At 68.0% G+C, this 17,839-nt stretch carries 13 protein-coding genes; 5 read left to right on the forward strand and 8 right to left on the reverse strand.

Annotated features, from left to right (window positions below; genetic code table 11):
• Positions 1 to 108 precede the first annotated feature (108 nt).
• From RXV79_RS09645 to RXV79_RS09655, 3 genes are all read left to right on the forward strand, one after another.
• Complete coding sequence (locus tag RXV79_RS09645) at positions 109 to 2,577, forward strand: circularly permuted type 2 ATP-grasp protein (RefSeq protein ID WP_316703214.1); 2,469 nt, start codon at positions 109 to 111, stop codon at positions 2,575 to 2,577.
• Between the two features lie 3 nt (positions 2,578 to 2,580).
• A complete protein-coding gene (locus RXV79_RS09650; RefSeq protein ID WP_316703215.1) occupies positions 2,581 to 3,465 on the forward strand; it encodes a transglutaminase family protein in 885 nt (294 codons plus the stop codon).
• 155 nt (positions 3,466 to 3,620) lie between these two features.
• Positions 3,621 to 3,830, forward strand: coding sequence for a hypothetical protein (locus RXV79_RS09655; protein WP_316703216.1), 210 nt, complete (start codon positions 3,621 to 3,623; stop codon positions 3,828 to 3,830).
• Between the two features lie 49 nt (positions 3,831 to 3,879).
• Here the strand turns inward: RXV79_RS09655 and RXV79_RS09660 are convergent, their stop codons facing one another.
• From RXV79_RS09660 to RXV79_RS09690, 7 genes are all read right to left on the reverse strand, one after another.
• Positions 3,880 to 5,022: an ABC transporter substrate-binding protein gene (locus tag RXV79_RS09660; protein ID WP_316703217.1), complete on the reverse strand. Its 1,143-nt coding sequence runs from the start codon at positions 5,020 to 5,022 to the stop codon at positions 3,880 to 3,882.
• A 138-nt stretch (positions 5,023 to 5,160) separates the two neighbouring features.
• Positions 5,161 to 6,483, reverse strand: coding sequence for a YbfB/YjiJ family MFS transporter (locus RXV79_RS09665; RefSeq protein WP_316703218.1), 1,323 nt, complete (start codon positions 6,481 to 6,483; stop codon positions 5,161 to 5,163).
• Between the two features lie 39 nt (positions 6,484 to 6,522).
• Complete coding sequence (locus RXV79_RS09670) at positions 6,523 to 8,442, reverse strand: FAD/NAD(P)-binding protein (RefSeq protein WP_316703219.1); 1,920 nt, start codon at positions 8,440 to 8,442, stop codon at positions 6,523 to 6,525.
• A 364-nt stretch (positions 8,443 to 8,806) separates the two neighbouring features.
• Positions 8,807 to 9,904, reverse strand: coding sequence for a lytic murein transglycosylase B (gene mltB, locus RXV79_RS09675; RefSeq protein WP_316703220.1), 1,098 nt, complete (start codon positions 9,902 to 9,904; stop codon positions 8,807 to 8,809).
• Positions 9,905 to 9,912: 8 nt separating this feature from the next.
• Complete coding sequence (locus RXV79_RS09680; protein ID WP_316703221.1) at positions 9,913 to 11,958, reverse strand: transglutaminase TgpA family protein; 2,046 nt, start codon at positions 11,956 to 11,958, stop codon at positions 9,913 to 9,915.
• A complete protein-coding gene (locus RXV79_RS09685) occupies positions 11,955 to 12,965 on the reverse strand; it encodes a DUF58 domain-containing protein (RefSeq protein ID WP_316703222.1) in 1,011 nt (336 codons plus the stop codon). Before RXV79_RS09685 ends, RXV79_RS09680 begins: the two co-directional genes overlap by 4 nt.
• 12 nt (positions 12,966 to 12,977) lie before the next feature.
• Positions 12,978 to 13,904, reverse strand: coding sequence for an AAA family ATPase (locus RXV79_RS09690; RefSeq protein ID WP_316704059.1), 927 nt, complete (start codon positions 13,902 to 13,904; stop codon positions 12,978 to 12,980).
• A gap of 37 nt (positions 13,905 to 13,941) precedes the next feature.
• Here RXV79_RS09690 and RXV79_RS09695 point away from each other — a divergent pair, with 37 nt between their 5' ends.
• Both RXV79_RS09695 and RXV79_RS09700 read left to right on the forward strand, forming a co-directional pair.
• Positions 13,942 to 14,877, forward strand: coding sequence for a histone deacetylase family protein (locus tag RXV79_RS09695; RefSeq protein ID WP_316703223.1), 936 nt, complete (start codon positions 13,942 to 13,944; stop codon positions 14,875 to 14,877).
• Positions 14,878 to 14,951: 74 nt separating this feature from the next.
• Complete coding sequence (locus tag RXV79_RS09700) at positions 14,952 to 16,241, forward strand: mechanosensitive ion channel family protein (RefSeq protein WP_316703224.1); 1,290 nt, start codon at positions 14,952 to 14,954, stop codon at positions 16,239 to 16,241.
• Positions 16,242 to 16,262: 21 nt separating this feature from the next.
• On the opposite strand, the gene RXV79_RS09705 is transcribed toward RXV79_RS09700, so the two are convergent.
• Entirely contained in the window at positions 16,263 to 17,786 is a 1,524-nt protein-coding gene (locus tag RXV79_RS09705; protein ID WP_316703225.1) for a fumarate hydratase, read from the reverse strand.
• Positions 17,787 to 17,839: the final 53 nt, after the last annotated feature.

The following is a 17,839-nucleotide window of genomic DNA, read 5'->3' on the forward strand; positions in this document are numbered from 1 at the left end:
GCCGGGGTTGGGGCTGTGCGGTTCACCACGCGGGTATTGTTTTTGCACGACAGCCCCGGGTTACGGTGGCCCTGCCGCGCTGCACCAATCTAAGAGAATCGCCCATCCATGTTGAAGAGGCTGCTCTCCGCTTACTCCGCCCTCGAAGGCCGCTACGACGAGCTGCTGGCCGCCTCGGGTGACCCGCGTCCGCACTGGGATGCCTTCCTGCACGCGCTGGCCGAGCGCGAAGGCGCGGGCGTGAGCGACACCCTGGCGCTGATGGAGCGCCAGGTGCGCGAGAACGGCATCACCTACAACGTGTACGCCGACCCGAAGGGCGCCGACCGGCCCTGGGAAGTCGACCCGCTGCCGCTGCTGCTCTCGCCACGCGAGTGGGACGAGATCGAAGCCGGCATCGCGCAGCGCGCCGAACTGCTCAACCGCGTGCTGGCCGATGTGTACGGCGAGCAGTCGCTGCTCAGGAGCGGGGCGATCCCGCCTTCAGTGGTGTTCGGGCACGGCGGCTACCTGCACCAGGTGCAGGGCATCCGACCGCCCGGCGGCGTGCACCTCTTCCATTACGCCGCCGATCTCGCCCGCTCGCCCGATGGCCGCTGGTGGGTGGTGAGCGACCGCACGCAGGCACCCTCGGGCGTGGGCTATGCGCTGGAGAACCGGCTCGTCGTCTCGCGTGTGTTCCCGCAGCTCTTTCGCGACCTGCATGTGCAGCACCTGGCTTCGTACTTCTCGCACATGCGCGAGTCGCTGCTGCGCTGGGCGCCGAAGGGTGATGGCGCTCCGCTGATCGCGCTGCTCACGCCGGGCCCGTACAACGAGACCTACTTCGAGCATGCGCTGCTCGCACGCTACCTCGGCTTCGCGCTGGTGGAGGGCACCGACCTGACCGTGCGCGACGGCCGCGTGTGGATGAAGACGGTGGAAGGCCTCAAGCGCGTGCACGCCATCCTGCGCCGCCAGGACGACGACTACTGCGACCCACTGGAGCTGCGCTCCGATTCGGCCCTCGGCGTGGCCGGCCTCACCGACTGCGCTCGGCGAGGCACCGTGCTCGTCGCCAATGCGCTCGGCTCGGGCGTGCTGGAGTCGGGCGCCTTGCTCGGCTACCTGCCCAAGCTCAGCGAGCAACTGCTCGGCGAACCGCTCAAGCTGCCTTCGGTGGCCACCTGGTGGCTGGGCGAGCCGGCCGCGTTCGAAGACGCGTGGAAGCGGCTCGACCACATCCTCATCAAGCCGCTCGAACGGTCGGTGAAGGAGCCGGCTGTGTTTGGCGCCGACCTGTCGGCCGACGAACGCACCGTGCTCAAGGCGCGCGTGGCCGCACGCCCGCAGCGCTACGTCGCGCAGGAGTGGGTGCATGTGTCGCAGGCGCCGGTGCTGGAGCGCGGTGCCGCGCAGCAGGGCGATCACTTGAGCGCACGCACGGTGGGCCTGCGCGTTTTCGCGGTGGCCACGCCGCAGGGTTATCGCGTGATGCCTGGGGGCCTGACGCGCGTGGCCAACGACCGCAACTCGCGCGTTATCGCGATGCAGCGCGGCGGCGGGTCGAAAGACACCTGGGTGCTGTCCGACGGGCCGGTGAACGCGGCGTTCTCGCTCTTGTCGAGCACGGTCACGCCACAGGATCTCGTGACCTCGCGCGGCAACGTGCCCTCGCGCACGGCGGAAAACCTGTTCTGGTTCGGCCGTTATGGCGAGCGCTGCGATGACTCGGCACGTCTGCTGCGCGTGGCGATCGCCACCGTGCTCGGTGCGACCGATGCCAATGCCGATGGCCGCTCCGATGGGCTCGTGCCGGTGCTGGCGCTCGCGCAGCGTGCCGGCCTGATCGATGCGGCCGACAACCCCGGCACCGAGCTGCTGCGCGCCGCCACGCACCCTGACGAAGGCCTGAGCCAGCGGCTCAGGCAGCTCTCGCGCGTGGCGTTCAACCTGCGCGACCGCATGTCGGCCGACAACTGGCGCACGCTCAACCGGCTGATCGGCGACCCCGTGTTCCAGCGCGGAAGCTCGCTGCCGCTCGCCCTTGCCTGGCTCGACCGCGCGGTCACGACCATGATGACGCTCTCGGGCTACGTGCTCGACGGCATGACGCGCGGCACCGGCTGGCGCTTCCTCTCGATCGGCCGGCGCATCGAGCGCCTGTCGAACCTGTGCATGACGCTGCAGGTGGCCACGCACGAAGGCCGTGCCGACGGGCTCGACTGGCTGCTCGAGCTGGCCGATTCGACCGTCACCTACCGCTCGCGCTACCTCGTGGCGCCCGAGTGGCTGCCGGTGCTCGACCTGCTGGTGCGCGACGACACCAACCCCCGCTCGGTGGCCTTCCAGGTGAAAGGGTTGGTGGAGTACATCGACAAGCTCGAGCGCGCACACGGCCGTTTTGCCTCGGACGTGCTGGCCCCGGCGCAAGCGGCGCTGCAGGCCTTGCAGCCGGCCGACCTGCACCCCGAGAGCGAAGCGCTGGCGTCGGCGATCGAGCAGCTCCAGCGTGCGGCGCACACCGTGTCGGACGAACTCACGCTCAAGTTCTTCTCGCATGCGGCCTCGCGCAGCGTGCTGTCGTTGGTGGCCTGAAGCATGACGGCCGCGGAGCGCTACACCGTCGAGCACGAGACGCGCTACGTGTATGCCGCGCCGGTGTCTCAGTCGTGGCAGCTCGCCCGTCTCACGCCGCGCACGCTGCCGTGGCAAAAGCTGCTCGCCTGCGCGATCCAGATCGACCCGCCGCCCGACGAGCGCCACGAAGCGCCCGACAGCTTCGGCAACAGCGTCACCCACTTCGGCCTTCATGGCGCGCACCGCATGCTGCGTGTGCGCATGCAGTGCAGCGTGGAGGTGGGCGACCGGCCGGTGGCCGACGCCACGCCGTTCACGCCGTGGGAAAGCGTGCGCGACATGGTGCGCGAGCAGCCGCAGCTCGATGGCCTGGTGCCCGCGCGCATGGCCGAGCCGACCTCGCTCGTGCCGCTCTCCGAAGGGGCGCGCATGTACGCGCTGGAATCGCTCACGCCCGGGCGCGACTGGCTCGAAGCGGTGACCGACCTGATGCAGCGCATCCACGCCCACTTCGAGTTCGACCCCGGCGCCACGACCGTGAGCACCTCGGTCGACGAGGTGCTGTACCAGCGCCGCGGTGTCTGCCAGGACTTCGCGCACCTGATGCTCGCCTGCCTGCGCGGCCACGGCCTGCCTGCGCGATACGTGTCGGGCTACCTGCTGACCAACCCCCCCGAGGGCCAGCCGCGCCTGATGGGGGTGGACGCCTCGCATGCCTGGGTGGCGGCCTATTCGCCAGCCACGGGCTGGGTGGAGTTCGACCCCACGAACAACCAGCTGGCCGACCACCGCTACATCACGCTCGCGTGGGGCGCCGATTTCGCCGACGTGGTGCCATTGCGCGGCGTGATCCTCGGCGGCGGGGCGCAGGAGATGGACGTCTCGGTGAGCGTCATCCCGGCCTGAACGATGGGTTCAAGGCCCGCCCCCCTGAAAGCGGGCCCTCGGCCTGCGGGATTCTTCTGAGGGTCTCAGCTCACTATCTTTGCAGCCATAGGTGGGATGTTTTCGCGAACCCGGCTTGCGCACACTGCGGCCCAAGCAAAACAGAGGGAGCGAACATGACGACGGCGAGTGCTTGGATGAAGACGAGCGACGTGAGGCACGAGGTGCGGCGCACCGGGACGGGCGAATGGACCGGCGTGAGCTGGACCGATTCGAGCTGGGAGCTGGCGCACGGCCTGGAAGTGGTGGAAGACCTGCCGCCCGATGTGTGGCCCCCCGAATTCCCACCCGGCCAGTTGCCACTGGCGTCGCCACAAGAAAATTGACCGGGCTCAGCCCGGTCGATTCATGAAGCGCTGGAAAGCGCTGATGGTGTCAGCGGCGGAAGCTGCCGTCGTCGCCGATGTACGAGAGGTCGACGTAGTCCAGGCCCGAATGGTCGGTCGGGGTGTACGAGAGTTCGGTGCCGCCGACGCCGCCGCCGATGTCGACCCGGTTGAAGGACTCCAGCGCCTTTTTGAACGAAGCGCGGGTGATGTTGTCCTTGTCCTTCGCCGCGCGGCGCAGCGCCGTCACCAGCACCTTCGACGCGGCATAACCTTCGATCATTGCCGGCGTGAGCTGCTTGATGCCCTTGGTCTGCGCAAGGCGCGCGGCCTCGGCAATCATCGGCGAGGCGAGTCGGCGCTCGGAGGGGAACACCTGGCTCACAATCACGCCCGAGGCGTGCTCGCCCAGCGCATCGATGAAGCCCTTGGCCGCGTTGTTCGACAGCGTGGCCACGGTCACCTTGGAGCCGGCCGCACGCAGTGCCTTGACGCCGGTGGCGACCGATGCCGCGGTGCTGATCATCAGGATGCCCAGCGGCTTGGTCTCCAGCGCCTTGGCAACGCACTTGGAGTAGTCGGGCTTGAATTTGTCGAGCGCCTCGTTGAAGGCGGTCTGCTTGCCGGCGGTCTTGAAGACGTTGAGCGCGCCTTGCAGCGCGTCCTGGCCGAAGGAGTCGTCAACGTAGCAGATGCCCACGCGCTCCAGGCCACCCATGCCGAGGTGGCGGGTCACGTGTTCGGCTTCGCGCTGGTAGGTGGCGCGCACGTTGAACACATACGGGTGCACCGGCTTGTGCAAGGCGATGGCGCCCGTGGAGGGGGCAAGCAGCACGATCTTGGCCTCGCTCAGCAGCGGCATCATGGCTTGCGCATGGGGCGTGCCGCGATTGAGGAACAGCGCCACGACCTTCGGGTCGGCGATCAGCTGCTTGGTGTTCTCGACGGTGTTGGTGACCTGGTTCTTGTCATCCAGCGTCACCACTTCGATCTGCTGGCCGCCGATACCGCCTTCGGCGTTGACATGATCGATATAGAGCATCGCGCCCTGGTTGATCTCTTTCACCGGCCCGGCCGCCGGCCCGGTCACGCCAGTCGTCTGGCCGATGCGGATCTGTGCCGAGACCAGGGTACTGGCAAGCAGACCCATGGCCACCACGGCTGCGCGCAATGCGCTCGCTTTGAAATCCATCACTGAGGACCCCTAATTTTCAAGTTTTGGTCGTGAGACCACCCAACGAAATTTTTGATATTGCAACTCAGTTTATCCGTCGCATTCCACGGAATAGCCTGATTACAGAGTTCTTCTTCTTGAAAGTGTTCGGTAGTGCTATTTTTCCAGCGCGGGGGCATTCGGATAGAGAGTGCTTTCCGGGGGGGTGTCATCGCTGGTGGCGATGGGCTGGGGCACTACGACCTCTTGCACTGCGGGCTTGCGGATCATCAGCACGCAGCCGATGGACCCGAGCAGGGCAAGGGCGCTGGCGAGGAACAGGTGGTGGTAGGAGCTGAGATGGGGCGCTGCTGTGGCCATCAGGAAGCCACCGCCGGCCTGGGCGATCGAGAAGCTGAAGGTCGCCAGGCCCCAGGCGCGGCGGTGCAGCGTCGGGCCGACCGTCTCGAGCGCGTAGGCCGAGATCAGCGCCACGATGCCGGGCGTGAAGATGCCCATCAGGAGCGACGAGACGAAGAGGGCCGGCACGCTGCTGCTCCACCAGGGCATGGCGGCGGCCAGTGACTTCAAGGCGAAGCCGGCGATCAGGCAACGCTTGAGGCCGAACTTGTCGGCCAGGGTGCCGGTGAGCAGCGGGCCGATCGCCGCGCCCACGCCGAACATCGACCACATGAAGCCGCCCATCGCCAGCGAGCGGCCTTGCTCGCGCACGATGTAGTCGACCCAGAACATCGTGTGGGCGAGGTAGCCCATCGCGTTGAGCCCATGGGCGGCGAGGATCAGCCAGACGGTGAGCTTTGCGTCGGCGGGGATCTCGTCTTTCGCCGCCGGCGCGCCGTCGGCTCCGCCCGTGGGCGGCACGCTCGCCTCGGGCGGCCACTGGCGCCAAGCCGAGATGGTGAGCAGCAGGCACACCGCGCCCATGCCGAGCCAGGCCCCTTCGACGCCGCGGAAGGCCAGGGGCCAGACCGTGTCGCCCCAGATCACGCCCACGCCGACACCGGCAATCAGCACCGGCACCAAGAGGCCCGACAGCACCGCGCCGAGGCCGATGCCCGAGAACACGATGCCGCTCGCGCGCCCACGCACGGCGGGGTCGTGTTGAGGCAGCACCACCGGCGCAGGCAGTACCATCAGGATGGCCCCGGCAAAGCCGGCCGCGGTGCGCCAGAGGTAGTACCAGGCGAATGGCGAATCGCGGAAGGCGCAGGCGAAGAAGCTGACCGTGCAGACGAGCATCGACCAGCGCAGCAAGGTCGCCACCGCGTAGCGGCGCCCCAGCCAGTCGGAGACCCACGCGCCGAGCACGTAGCCCACGAGCGTGGCCACGCTCAGCTGCGAGGCTTCTCCCTTGGTGAACCAGCCCGCGTCGATCAGCGCGGGCATCAAGGCGATGAAGGCGAACCGGCCGATGCCGTTGCCGATCAGCGTGGCGGACAGACCGGCAAGGCTCAGGCGGTTCAGCGCGGCTTGCAGCATCGCGGCAAGCCGGTCGAGGTCAGGAAGTGGGGCCCAGGGTCAGGACAACGCGCCATACAGGGAAGCAAAGGCGGAGGCGTACTCCGTCGTCGGAACAGGGGCCTCGATGGGCTCTTCATGCGGTGCAGGCGCGTGGCCGGTGATCAGCGAGATCATCTTGCTGACCGCTCGACCGGCGTCGACGATCGCGGTGGAGTTGACGCCCGAGCGCGGCACCACGAAGGTGTAGAACTTGACGCCCTCGGTCGGAATGCCGAGTGCCCACGCGTTCTCCAGCGTCTGGCCGCTGGCCGTGACCCAGTTGAATTCGCGCGAGACCTCGATGCCGCCGGGGTGGAAACCGCCGTTGTGGAAGAGGCGCACGTAGCCGGCTTTCAACAGGCCGCGCAGCAGCGGAGACGCGTCGTCGGCCGGGCTGTGCATCGAGATGCGCGCCTTGACGAGCACGTCGACCGCCACGCTCCTGTCGGGCCACAGGCTGGAGGTGAGACGAATGCGCTCGCCCGGTCGGCCTGGCTTGCAGGCAGCACCGGGGCCGTAGCTCATCTCCAGCACGCCGGCTTCGACGAGCGCGAGCAGTTCGGCGATGCGCGATGCGGGTGGGCCCACCGCGATGCGGTTCATGATGGGGTTGAACTCCGACAGCAACCAGCGGTGCGAGGCCTCGGTGAGGCCGCCGTGGTCGATGGCGGCGCGCAGGTTGTCGCGCAAATCGCGCACCACGTCGCAGGCGGCCTTGAGCGGGCCTTGCACGTTGCCCTTGTAGGCCTCGCGCAGGTCTTGCCGCAGGTGGTCCATCAGCCACTCGTGGAAGTCTTCCGGGGTGGCGAGCGCGTCGTCGGTGATCGGGTTGACCAGACGATCCCACGAGAAACGGTCGGCTTCGGGCACGTACTGGCAAATCAGCGCCTCGCGGCCGGCCACGTCGGCGCACAGGAACTGGTTGCAGAAGAGCATCGAGGTCACCGGGTCGCGGCGCTCGCGCAGATAGGCCTCGTAGTACGCGAACTGCATGTCGGCCAGCAGCAGCGGGAAGACGTCGGTGACGAAGTCGAGCTTGCGGCCGGCGCGCATGGCGCGCACCTTGTCGGCTTGCAGGAAGCGCGCCTTGTATTGCACCGACACGCCCTTCTGGTTGATGGCGCGCGCGGTGAGCGGCAGGCCGGAGCGGGAATAGGTGACCAGCCGGGGTTCCTGGCCCGAAGGCAGGTAGCGCATGCGGCCGTCTTCGTCTTGGACGAATCGGCCACCGCGGCCGGTGGTGAGTGCGCCCAGCACATCGAACATGGTCAACCCCATGCCCTCGATGGCCACCGTCATGTCGGCCGTGATGGCCGCTGTGGTAGTTTTGATGGGGTATGGGTCGTCAATTACCAGCGTGGTTCCGGGCAGGGGGTTGTTTCCAGTTGCCGGTTTTCCAGCAGGTTTGGTATGCCCGGTGGTGAGAAACAGGTAGTTGACGCAGAAGGAGCCGCTCTTGGTGGAAAGCACCCAGGAATCTTCTGCCAGACGATCGGTGCTCAGGATGGATTCCTGCACCAGGTTTATCTGCACGTGCGACGGGGCCAACGCAGCCAGATAGTGATAAACCCAATACAGGTATCGGCCGAACAGGGCGCGCGAATAGTATTTGTCGGGTGAAACCGGCTGGCCCGCCCAACGGCCGAGCTTGCTGCTGCGCTGCTCTTCGAGCCACTGGTAGAAGGACGGGCCTTCCAGGATCGGGCCGGCACCCACGACCGAATGGTCGGAAAACTGGGTGATCTGGCCGGCCACGGTATTCACGAGCAGGTAATCTTCCTGCTCGGGATCGTGGCAACCCACGCCCGGCGGATGCGGGTCGAAGATGAAGATTTCAATATTGGCCGATTTTCTGACCCGCTCATTGGCGACTATGCGCTCAAGAACCGTCAGGCCACGTGGCCCCATCCCGATGATGCCAATACGCGCTGTTGTCATGGGTTCCTTCTCTCCGGGACCGGCAATTTAACTGAGCGCCGCGACAAATTGATGGCTATTGCTGGGTTGTATCGTTTCGACAACTCTCATCGCAGCCTTGCCAGGTCAGCTCCCGATTCATGACCTGGCTTCGACGGGGTGCACTACCCCCTTGAATAGGGGGTTGCGTGTCGATGATGCGGGTTTTCTCTAGCCTCTTGTGTTTCTTCTTGTAAGCGCGCCAGGCCTTGATCGGGGGCAAAGCAGCGCTGCGACTCGTGCCGGCCCCTCTAGCGGATGCAGATGCGCGGCGGATGGAGAGTCGACGGTCGTATCGCGGCGTGAACCGCCCACGGCGGTGGCGAGATGCCTCTGCCGGCGCTGGTCAGCGGTCGATCTTGTGCTTGATGAGCCCGATCGCTTCGCCGAGGTCGAGCACGGCCATCGCGTAGTAGCTCGACCAGTTGTAGCGGGTGACGGCGTAGAAGTTGGCCGTGCCCGCGACGTAGCTCGGCGGAGCGTCGCCGTTGAAGAGTTCCACCAGCGCGAGCAGGCCGGGGAACTCGCGGCCGGCGGCGGGCAGGCCGGCGCCTCGCTCGCTGAACTGCCGGGCGGTGAAGGTGGGCTTGATGTCGGGTTCGAGCAGGGCCGCCCGGTTCTCCGGATCGACCGGCGGGGCCACGTCGAAGCGGGGCGGCATGCCGCGCTGCCAGCCGAATTCGGCGAGGTAGCGCGCAATGCTGCCGATCACGTCGGCGGGACTGCCGTGCAGGTCGACATGCCCGTCGCCGTCGAAGTCGATGGCGTACTTGTTCCAGCTGCTGGGCATGAACTGGCCCATGCCCATCGCGCCGGCATAGCTGCCCTTCAACTCGCGCGGGTCGATCTTCTCGGCCTGGGCCAGCACGAAGAGCTGCTCCAGCTCGTCGCGGAAGAAGGCGCTGCGGTCCTTGCGGCCGGTGGGGAAGTCGAAGGAGAGCGTGGCCAGGGCGTCGAGCACGCGGAAGTTACCCATGTGCCGTCCGTACAGCGTCTCGACCCCCACCACGCCCACAATCACCTCGGGCGGCACGCCGTAAGTCTCTTCGGCACGCTGGAGCCACTTCTCGTTCTCGCGCCAGAAGGCAAGGCCGGTGCGAATGCGCAGCGGCTCGACGAAGCGCGCGCGGTAGGCCGCCCAGTTCTTCGCCGTGGCGGCGGGCGGCGGCATGATGAACTTGGCCACGTTGGGCACGTAGCGTGCCTCGGCCAGCGTCGCCTTCACCCAGGCCGCGTCGAGCCCACGCCTTTCGGCGAGCTCGGCGGCGAAGCGCATCACGTCGTCACGCTGGCCGTAGGTGACGAGGTCGGCCTCTGCGTCTGACTTGACCTGCATGCGGGGTTTTTTGGCCTCGGCATCGGGCGCCCATGTGCTGCCGATCAGGAGGGCGGCGAGGGCAGGAATCGTGCAGCGCAGGAAGGTCGAACCAGACGTGAGCAACATGCCGCGGATTATCGCGGCGCGTGTTGCGCGCTTCGTCGCAGCGCGCGCACTTCTCCCCGCAGGGCGCGCAGCCATTGCGCCGACGGGTGCGCAAGCGGTGTAGGGCCGTAGCGCTGCCGTTCGAGCGTCAGCAGGCAGCTGGCCACGGCGGCCCCGAGAGGACCGTAACGCTCCTGCACCTGCGACGCCAGCGCCCGCGGCGGGTCGTGCGGCAGGGCGGGCAGGCCGAGAGCCTGCAGGCTGCGGCGCATCTGCTGCGCCTGCCGCGCCCAGGGGTCCTGGCGGTGGCGGTCCCACCAGGCCCACACCGCGCCGAGCAGCGCCAGGCCGCTCAGGATGCCGATCAGCAGCAGGGCCACGTCCTGCCAGCTTGGCGAGTCGAAGCCGATGTTCTTCAGGAGGTCGAGTTGCTGCCCGCGCGAGTAGTTGAGCACCCACTGGTTCCAGCGGTTGTTGAGCAGCTCCCAGCTCGCGCGGAGTTGCGCCATGAGCTCCGGGTTCACATTGGCCATGGCGCCGGCCACGAGGCCGGGGGCGGGTACGAGGTTGCGGCTGCGCACGATGCGGTCCGGGGCGACGGCGGCCGTGGGGTCGGCGCGCACCCACCCCTGGCCTTCGACCCAATACTCGGCCCAGGCGTGCGCGTGGCTCTGGCGCACGATGTAGAAACCGTCGACCGGCGCGGCGTCGGCGCCCTGAAAGCCAGTCACCACGCGCGCGGGCACGCTGAGCGCGCGCATGATCACCACGAAGGCGGCGGCGAAGTGTTCGCAGAAGCCTTCCTTGCGGTCGAGCCAGAACTCGTCGAGTGAGGCCCGCTCGTTGGTCTCGCCGTAGACGCCGGGTGCCAGCGTGTAGGTGAAGCCCGCGGTCGCGATGTGCTGCATGACCGCACGCGCCAGCGCGGGTGCATCGGCGTTGGCCATGCGGGGGTGGTCGCCGAGTTCGCGCGCCCAGGCGAGGGTGCGCGGGTTGTAGCCGGGTGGCAGCTGCACGTTCTCGCGCAGACTGGTGTTGCGCTGGAGGGGACCGTGTTCGAAGCGGGTGTGCGCCGTCGCCTTGAAGCGCACGCGGCCCTGCACCAGGCGGTCGGTGCCCCAGCTCAGGTTGTCGCGGCGGTTGCTGTTCAGGCCGTCGATGGGCTCTATGGCGGTGGTGGCTTCGAGCGTGGGCAGCAGGAAGAGGCGCGTGGGTTCGGCCGTCAGCTCGTATTCGATGGGGGCGCCGTTCAGGCGCAGCGGCTCGCGTGCCGGCCCGCTCGCACCGTAGCCTGCCGTCCAGGTGCGTCCGTCGAAGTTGCTGAGCACCGGCCCCCGGAAGTACAGCGTCTCGGGGGCAGGGGCCGCGCCAAGGAAGCGCACGCGCAAGGCGATGCTGTCGTCGATGGCGATCTCGGCCACGCTGCCCATGCGCATCGTGTTCGACAGCCCGGTCTTCACGAGCCCGTCCTGCGGCACGCCCCACAGCGGCCCCATGCGCGGAAAGAGCACGAAGAGCAGCACCATCACCGGCGCGCCCAACAGGGCCGTGCGCAGCGCAAGCCGGCTGGCGTGTCGCAGGCTCGGCTGGCCCACCGGCATGTGCGCGAGCACGAGCGCGGTGAGCAGCCCCCACACCGACGCGAGCATCGCCACCGCCACCAGCAGCGATTGCGAGAAGAGGAAGTGCGTGAGCACGATGAAGAAGCCGAGGAAGAACACCACGAAGGCGTCGCGCCGGGCCCGCAGCTCCAGCGTCTTCAGCGCCATCAGCACCACCGCCAGCGTGACGCCCGGCTCCTTGCCGAAGATCGAACGGAAGGACCACAGCGTGAGGCCCGCCGCCAGCGCAAGCACCGCGATCAGCACCCAGCGGCCGGGCAGCGGGGCGTTGGTGAGGGCGAGCCGGGTGCGCCACAGCAGCACCGCCGCGGTGAGCACGGAGCACCACAGCGGCAGGTGGCTCACGTGCGGCAGCACGGTCCAGGCGATCACGCCCAGCAGGAAAAGCGTGTCGCGCGCCTCGCGCGGCAGGTGGCGCCAGCGCGCGGCCAAGCCGAGGCGGGGCGCTGTCATGTCCATAGCGCGAGCGCCTCCAGGCAGTGCTTGCGCTGCGCTTCGCCTTGCGCCGGCGCGATCTCGAAGCCCGGCAGGCGCAGGCCGTGCTCGGCTCCGGCGCGGTTGGCGGCGAGCACCCAGGTCGCCAGGCGCGAGAGGCGATCTTCCGGAGCGAGGCCGGCGCACTCTGCCCAGTCGAGCCAGAGCTGATGCTGCACCGACGCGCTGGTGTCGCGGGTCACGAGCTCGCCGGATGTCTCGAGCGTGCGTGCGGCCTTTTTCCACAGCACCATCTTCAGCGGGTCGCCGCGGCGGTAGCTACGCACGCCTTCCACTTCACCGCCGTCGCTGCTGCGGCGAGCGGCCGGGCCGCCGGGCACGGCGTGGGCGGGTGGCAGTGGCGCGGCGGGTTGTTCGAGCTTCGGGTAGACCAACACCTGCGCCGCCGGCCGCCAGACCGACCACGCGCGAAAGAGCCCGAGCGGGAAGCGTGTCTCGATCTGGATCGTCGGCACCGCATGGCGGCCGCGTTGCGCCGGCACGAAGCTCACCTGCGCGCTCGACTGGCCGCCTTCGGGCACGTCGGTCCAGGCCACCGCCTTGCCGGGCGACGACTCCAGCCCGAGCCCAATGCCGAAGCGCGCGCGGCCGGCGCTGGTGAGCGTCACGTCCAGGAGAGCCGGCGTGTTGGCGAACACGGCGGTGGGCGGCCGCAGGTGCAGCGTGAGCCCGCGCAGTGTGTTGTGCGTGATGTGCATCGACACCGCACCGCTGCCCGCCAGCAGGAAGGTCAGCACGTAGCCCAGGCTGAGCTGGTAGTTGATCGACGCCAGCAGCAGCACGATGAGCGTCACGCCGAACATGAGCCCCGCGCGTGTGGGCAGGATGTAGATGTTGCGCTGGGTCAGCAGCAGCGTGTCGGTGCGCGGCAGGCGCGCCTGCCACCAGGCGCGGAAGCGTTTGCGTACCGCCGCGGCGGGGTTCAGCTGGTCGTAGAGCCGAGATGCCGTGGGACTGCTGCTCATCGGGCCCCCGGCTCAGGCGACCGGCACCGCCTCGATCATCGCCCGCACCTGCTCGCGCGCGCCCCGGCCAGCGCCGGCCACCGGCACGAGTCGGTGCGCCACCGTCTGCACGAGGATGGCCTGCACGTCGTCTGGGGCCACGTAGTCGCGCTGGTCGAGCAGCGCATGGGCCTTGGCCGCGCGCAGGACGGCGATGCCGGCACGCGGGCTGAGGCCATCGACGAACCAGGCGCCGCTGCGGGTGGCGGCGATCAGCGCCTGCAGGTAGTCGAGCAGCGCGTCGCTCGCGTGCACCTTCAGCACCTCCTGCTGCGCGGCCATCAGCTCCTCGGGTGTCATCACCGCCTTGAGTTCGGCGATGGCCTCGCGGCGGTCGACGCCGGCCAGCAGCGCACGTTCGCTCGCCTTGTCGGGGTAGCCGAGCGTGAGGCACATGAGGAAACGGTCGAGCTGCGACTCGGGCAGCGGGTAGGTGCCGAGCTGGTCGGTCGGGTTTTGCGTGGCGATCACGAAGAAGGGGCGGGGCAGGGCGCGCGTTTCACCCTCGACCGTCACCTGGTGCTCCTCCATCGCCTCGAGCAGGGCGCTCTGCGTCTTGGGCCCGGCGCGGTTGATCTCGTCGGCCAGCAGCACCTGGGCGAACACCGGGCCCGGGTGGAAGACGAAGGCCTCCTTGCTGCGCTCGTAGACGCTCACGCCGATCAGGTCGGCCGGCATCAGGTCGGCGGTGAACTGGGTGCGCGAGAAGCGCAGCCCGAGCGACACGGCCAGGGCGTGCGCCAGGGTCGTCTTGCCGACGCCGGGCACGTCTTCGATGAGGAGGTGGCCGCCGGCCAGCAGGCAGGCCAGACAGTCGCGCACCTGGGGGCGCTTGCCGACGATGATCGTGCTAATCTGGTCTGTCAGTTGGGTGAGTCGTGTCGCCAGGCTCGTGTTCATGCGGCGCACGATACCCGAAACGATCACGCTGCGAGACATGTCCACCGCCCTCTACACCCACGCCGACTGCCACGCCCATGACATGGGCCACGGCCACCCCGAGTGCCCGCAGCGGCTCGATGCGATCCACGACCATCTGATCGCCTGTGGGCTCGACGTGGCCCTGGAGCACCGAGACGCGCCCTTGGTCGACCTGCGCGATGTGGAGCTGGCGCACAGCGCGCATTACGTGTCGGAGCTGAAAGACCGGCTGGAGCAACTCGCGCTCACCGGCGAATCGCGCGCCTTCGACCCCGACACCGCCGCCAACGCCGGCACCTGGGCCGCCACGCAGCGCGCGGCCGGTGCGGCCGTGGCCGCCACCGATGCGGTGATCGACGGCGAGATCGACAACGCCTTCTGCGCCGTCCGCCCGCCCGGTCACCACGCCACGCGCGACGAGACCATGGGGTTTTGCTTCTTCAACAACGTGGCCATCGCCGCACGCCATGCGCTCGACGTGCGCGGCCTCAAGCGCGTGGCCATCGTCGACTTCGACGTGCACCACGGCAACGGCACCGAAGACATCGTGGCCGGTGACGACCGCATCCTGATGGTCAGCTTCTTCCAGCACCCGCTGTACCCCTACAGCGGCGGCGTGCCCAAGGGCGAGAACATGATCAACCTGCCCATTCCGCCCTACACGCGCGGCATGGAGATCCGCGACATGATCGAGGCGATGTGGATGCCCCGTCTCGAAGCCTTCCAGCCGCAGATGGTCTTCATCTCGGCCGGCTTCGACGCCCACCGCGAAGACGACCTCGGCCAGCTCGGGCTGGTGGAGGCCGACTACGAGTGGATCACGCGGCGCGTGAAAGACGTGGCCGACCGCCATGCGCAAGGCCGCATCGTCTCGTGCCTCGAAGGTGGCTATGCGCTGAGCGCCCTGTCGCGCAGCGTGGCGACGCACCTGCGGGTGCTGGCCGACCTCTGAGCTCCTCTTTGCAAGGCGCAGGCCGGCGGCGCGTCGGCCTGCGGTGTTTGTTTGACAAACGATCAGAACAAGACATGAACGCCACCTACGACCTGCACGAGTTCCAGGACCTGCTGCGCAATCTCGGCACCCAGAGTGCGTTGACGGAGGCGGCGGTGCTGCTGGGTTGCCTCGGGGTGTCGTGGCTGCTGTGTGCGGCGTTGCGGCGCGTGCTGCACATCCAGGGGGCGGTGCTCTTCGGGCGCAGCGTGGTCGATGGCGTGCTGTTCCCGGTCTTCGCGCTGGTGCTGGCGCTGATCGCCAGGCAGTTGCTCGCCAGCGCGGTGACGGTGGCGGTGTTCAAGCTGGCGATTCCGATCCTCGTGTCGCTGGTGCTCATCCGCCTCACGGTGCGAGTTCTGTCGGCGGCCTTCCCGAACAGCCACTGGATGCGCGTCATCGAGCGCACCGTCTCCTGGATCGCCTGGATCGCGGTCGTGCTGTGGGTCACCGGCGTGATGCCGGCGGTGCTGGAGCAGCTCGACGGCGTGCGCTGGAAGGTCGGCGGCGCACAGATCTCGCTGCGCAACCTGATCGAGGGCACGCTCACGGCCGGCGTGGTGATGGTGCTGGCGCTGTGGCTCTCGGCCGCCGTCGAACGCAAGATCATCCGCGGCACCGGCGACGACCTCTCGATGCGCAAGATGGCGGCCAACGTGGTGCGCGCGGTGCTGCTCTTCGTCGGCCTGCTGTTCGCGATGTCGGCGGTGGGCATCGATCTCACCGCGCTCAGTGTGCTTGGCGGTGCGGTGGGCGTGGGCTTGGGCTTCGGCCTTCAGAAGATCGCGGCCAACTACGTGAGCGGCTTCGTGATCCTGGCGGAACGGTCGCTTCGAATCGGCGACATGGTCAAGGTCGACAACTTCGAAGGCCGCATCACCGACATCCGCACCCGCTACACCGTGATCCGCGCGCTCAACGGCCGCGAAGCCATCGTGCCGAACGAGATGCTGATCACACAGCGCGTCGAGAACTCGTCGCTCGCCGACCCACGCGTGCTGATCACGAGCGTCGTGTCGGTGGCCTACGGCACCGACATCCGTGCGCTGCAACCCAAGCTGATCGACGCGATCAAGACGGTGCAGCGCGTGATCGCCGACCCCGCCCCGGGGGTGCAGCTGTCGGCCTTCGGTGCCGATGGCATCGAGCTCACCTTGCAGTACTGGATCCGTGACCCCGAGAACGGGCAGGGTGCAGTGAAGTCGGAGGTGAACTTCGCCGTGCTGGCGGTGCTGGATGCCGAAGGCATCGAGATCCCGTTCCCGCAGCGGGTGGTGCACACCCGCGAAGTGCCCGCCGCAGCCCCCAACAAAAACGCCGGCTGAGCCGGCGTTTTTGTTGTTTCATCAGGCCACGGCGACGGGGATCTTCCCGATCTTGGCCTGCCACTCCTTCGGCCCGGTGATGTGGGCCGAGGTGCCGCCGGCGTCGACCGCCACGGTGACCGGCATGTCCTTCACGTCGAACTCGTAGATGGCTTCCATGCCGAGGTCGGCGAAGCCCACCACCTTGGCCGCCTTGATGGCCTTGGCCACGAGGTAGGCCGCGCCGCCCACGGCCATCAGGTAGGCGCTCTTGTGCTTCTTGATGGCCTCGATGGCGACCGGGCCACGCTCGGCCTTGCCGACCATCGCGATCAGGCCGGTCTGCGCCAGCATCATCTCGGTGAAGCCGTCCATGCGCGTGGCGGTGGTGGGGCCGGCGGGGCCGACCACTTCATCGCGCACCGGGTCGACCGGGCCCACGTAGTAGATGACGCGGTTGGTGAAGTCGACCGGGAGCTTCTCGCCCTTGGCGAGCATGTCCTGGATTCGCTTGTGCGCGGCATCGCGGCCGGTCAGCATCTTGCCGTTGAGCAGCAGCGTGTCGCCGGGCTTCCAGCTGGCCACTTCGGCCGGGGTGAGCGTGTTGAGGTCGACACGCTTGCTCTTGTTGTAGTCGGGCGCCCAATTCACGTCGGGCCAGAGGTCTAGGCTCGGGGCTTCGAGGTAGGCGGGGCCCGAGCCGTCGAGCACGAAGTGTGCGTGGCGGGTGGCGGCGCAGTTTGGGATCATCGCGACCGGCTTGCTGGCCGCGTGCGTCGGGTAGGTCTTGATCTTCACGTCGAGCACCGTGGTCAGGCCGCCCAGGCCCTGCGCGCCGATGCCGAGCGCGTTGACCTTCTCGTAGAGCTCGATGCGCAGTTCTTCGAGCTTGTTGCTCGGGCCGCGCTCCAGCAGCTCGTACATGTCGATGTCTTCCATCAACACTTCCTTGGCGAGCAGCACCGCCTTCTCGGCGGTGCCGCCGACGCCGATGCCCAGCATGCCCGGCGGGCACCAGCCCGCACCCATGGTCGGCACGGTCTTGAGCACCCAGTCGACCAGGCTGTCGTTGGGGTTCATCATGACCATCTTCGACTTGTTCTCGCTGCCACCGCCCTTGGCGGCCACGATCACGTCGACGGTGTTGCCCGGCACCACTTCCATGTGGATCACGGCGGGGGTGTTGTCCTTCGTGTTCTTGCGGGCGAAGAGCGGGTCGTCGAGCACGGACGCGCGCAGCACGTTGTCGGGGTTGAGGTAGCCCTTGCGCACGCCGTCGTTCACCGCATCGGCGATCGAGCCCTTGAAGCCTTCCCAGCGCACGTCCATGCCGATCTTCAGGAACACGTTGACGATGCCGGTGTCTTGGCAGATCGGGCGGCGCCCCTCGGCGCACATCTTCGAGTTGGTGAGGATCTGCGCAATGGCATCCTTGGCCGCAGGGCTCTGCTCGCGTTCGTATGCGCGCGCAAGGTGCTGGATATAGTCGGCCGGGTGGTAGTAGCTGATGTACTGCAGGGCTGCGGCGACGCTCTCGACGAGGTCTGCGTGGCGGATGGTGGTCATGGGGAGGCTCGCGTGGCGGGAGGCGCAGATTTTATCGAAGGGGAACTGCGGTG

The sequence above is a fragment of the Piscinibacter gummiphilus genome (genome assembly GCF_032681285.1).
Taxonomy (GTDB): Bacteria; Pseudomonadota; Gammaproteobacteria; order Burkholderiales; family Burkholderiaceae_C; genus Rhizobacter; species Rhizobacter gummiphilus_A.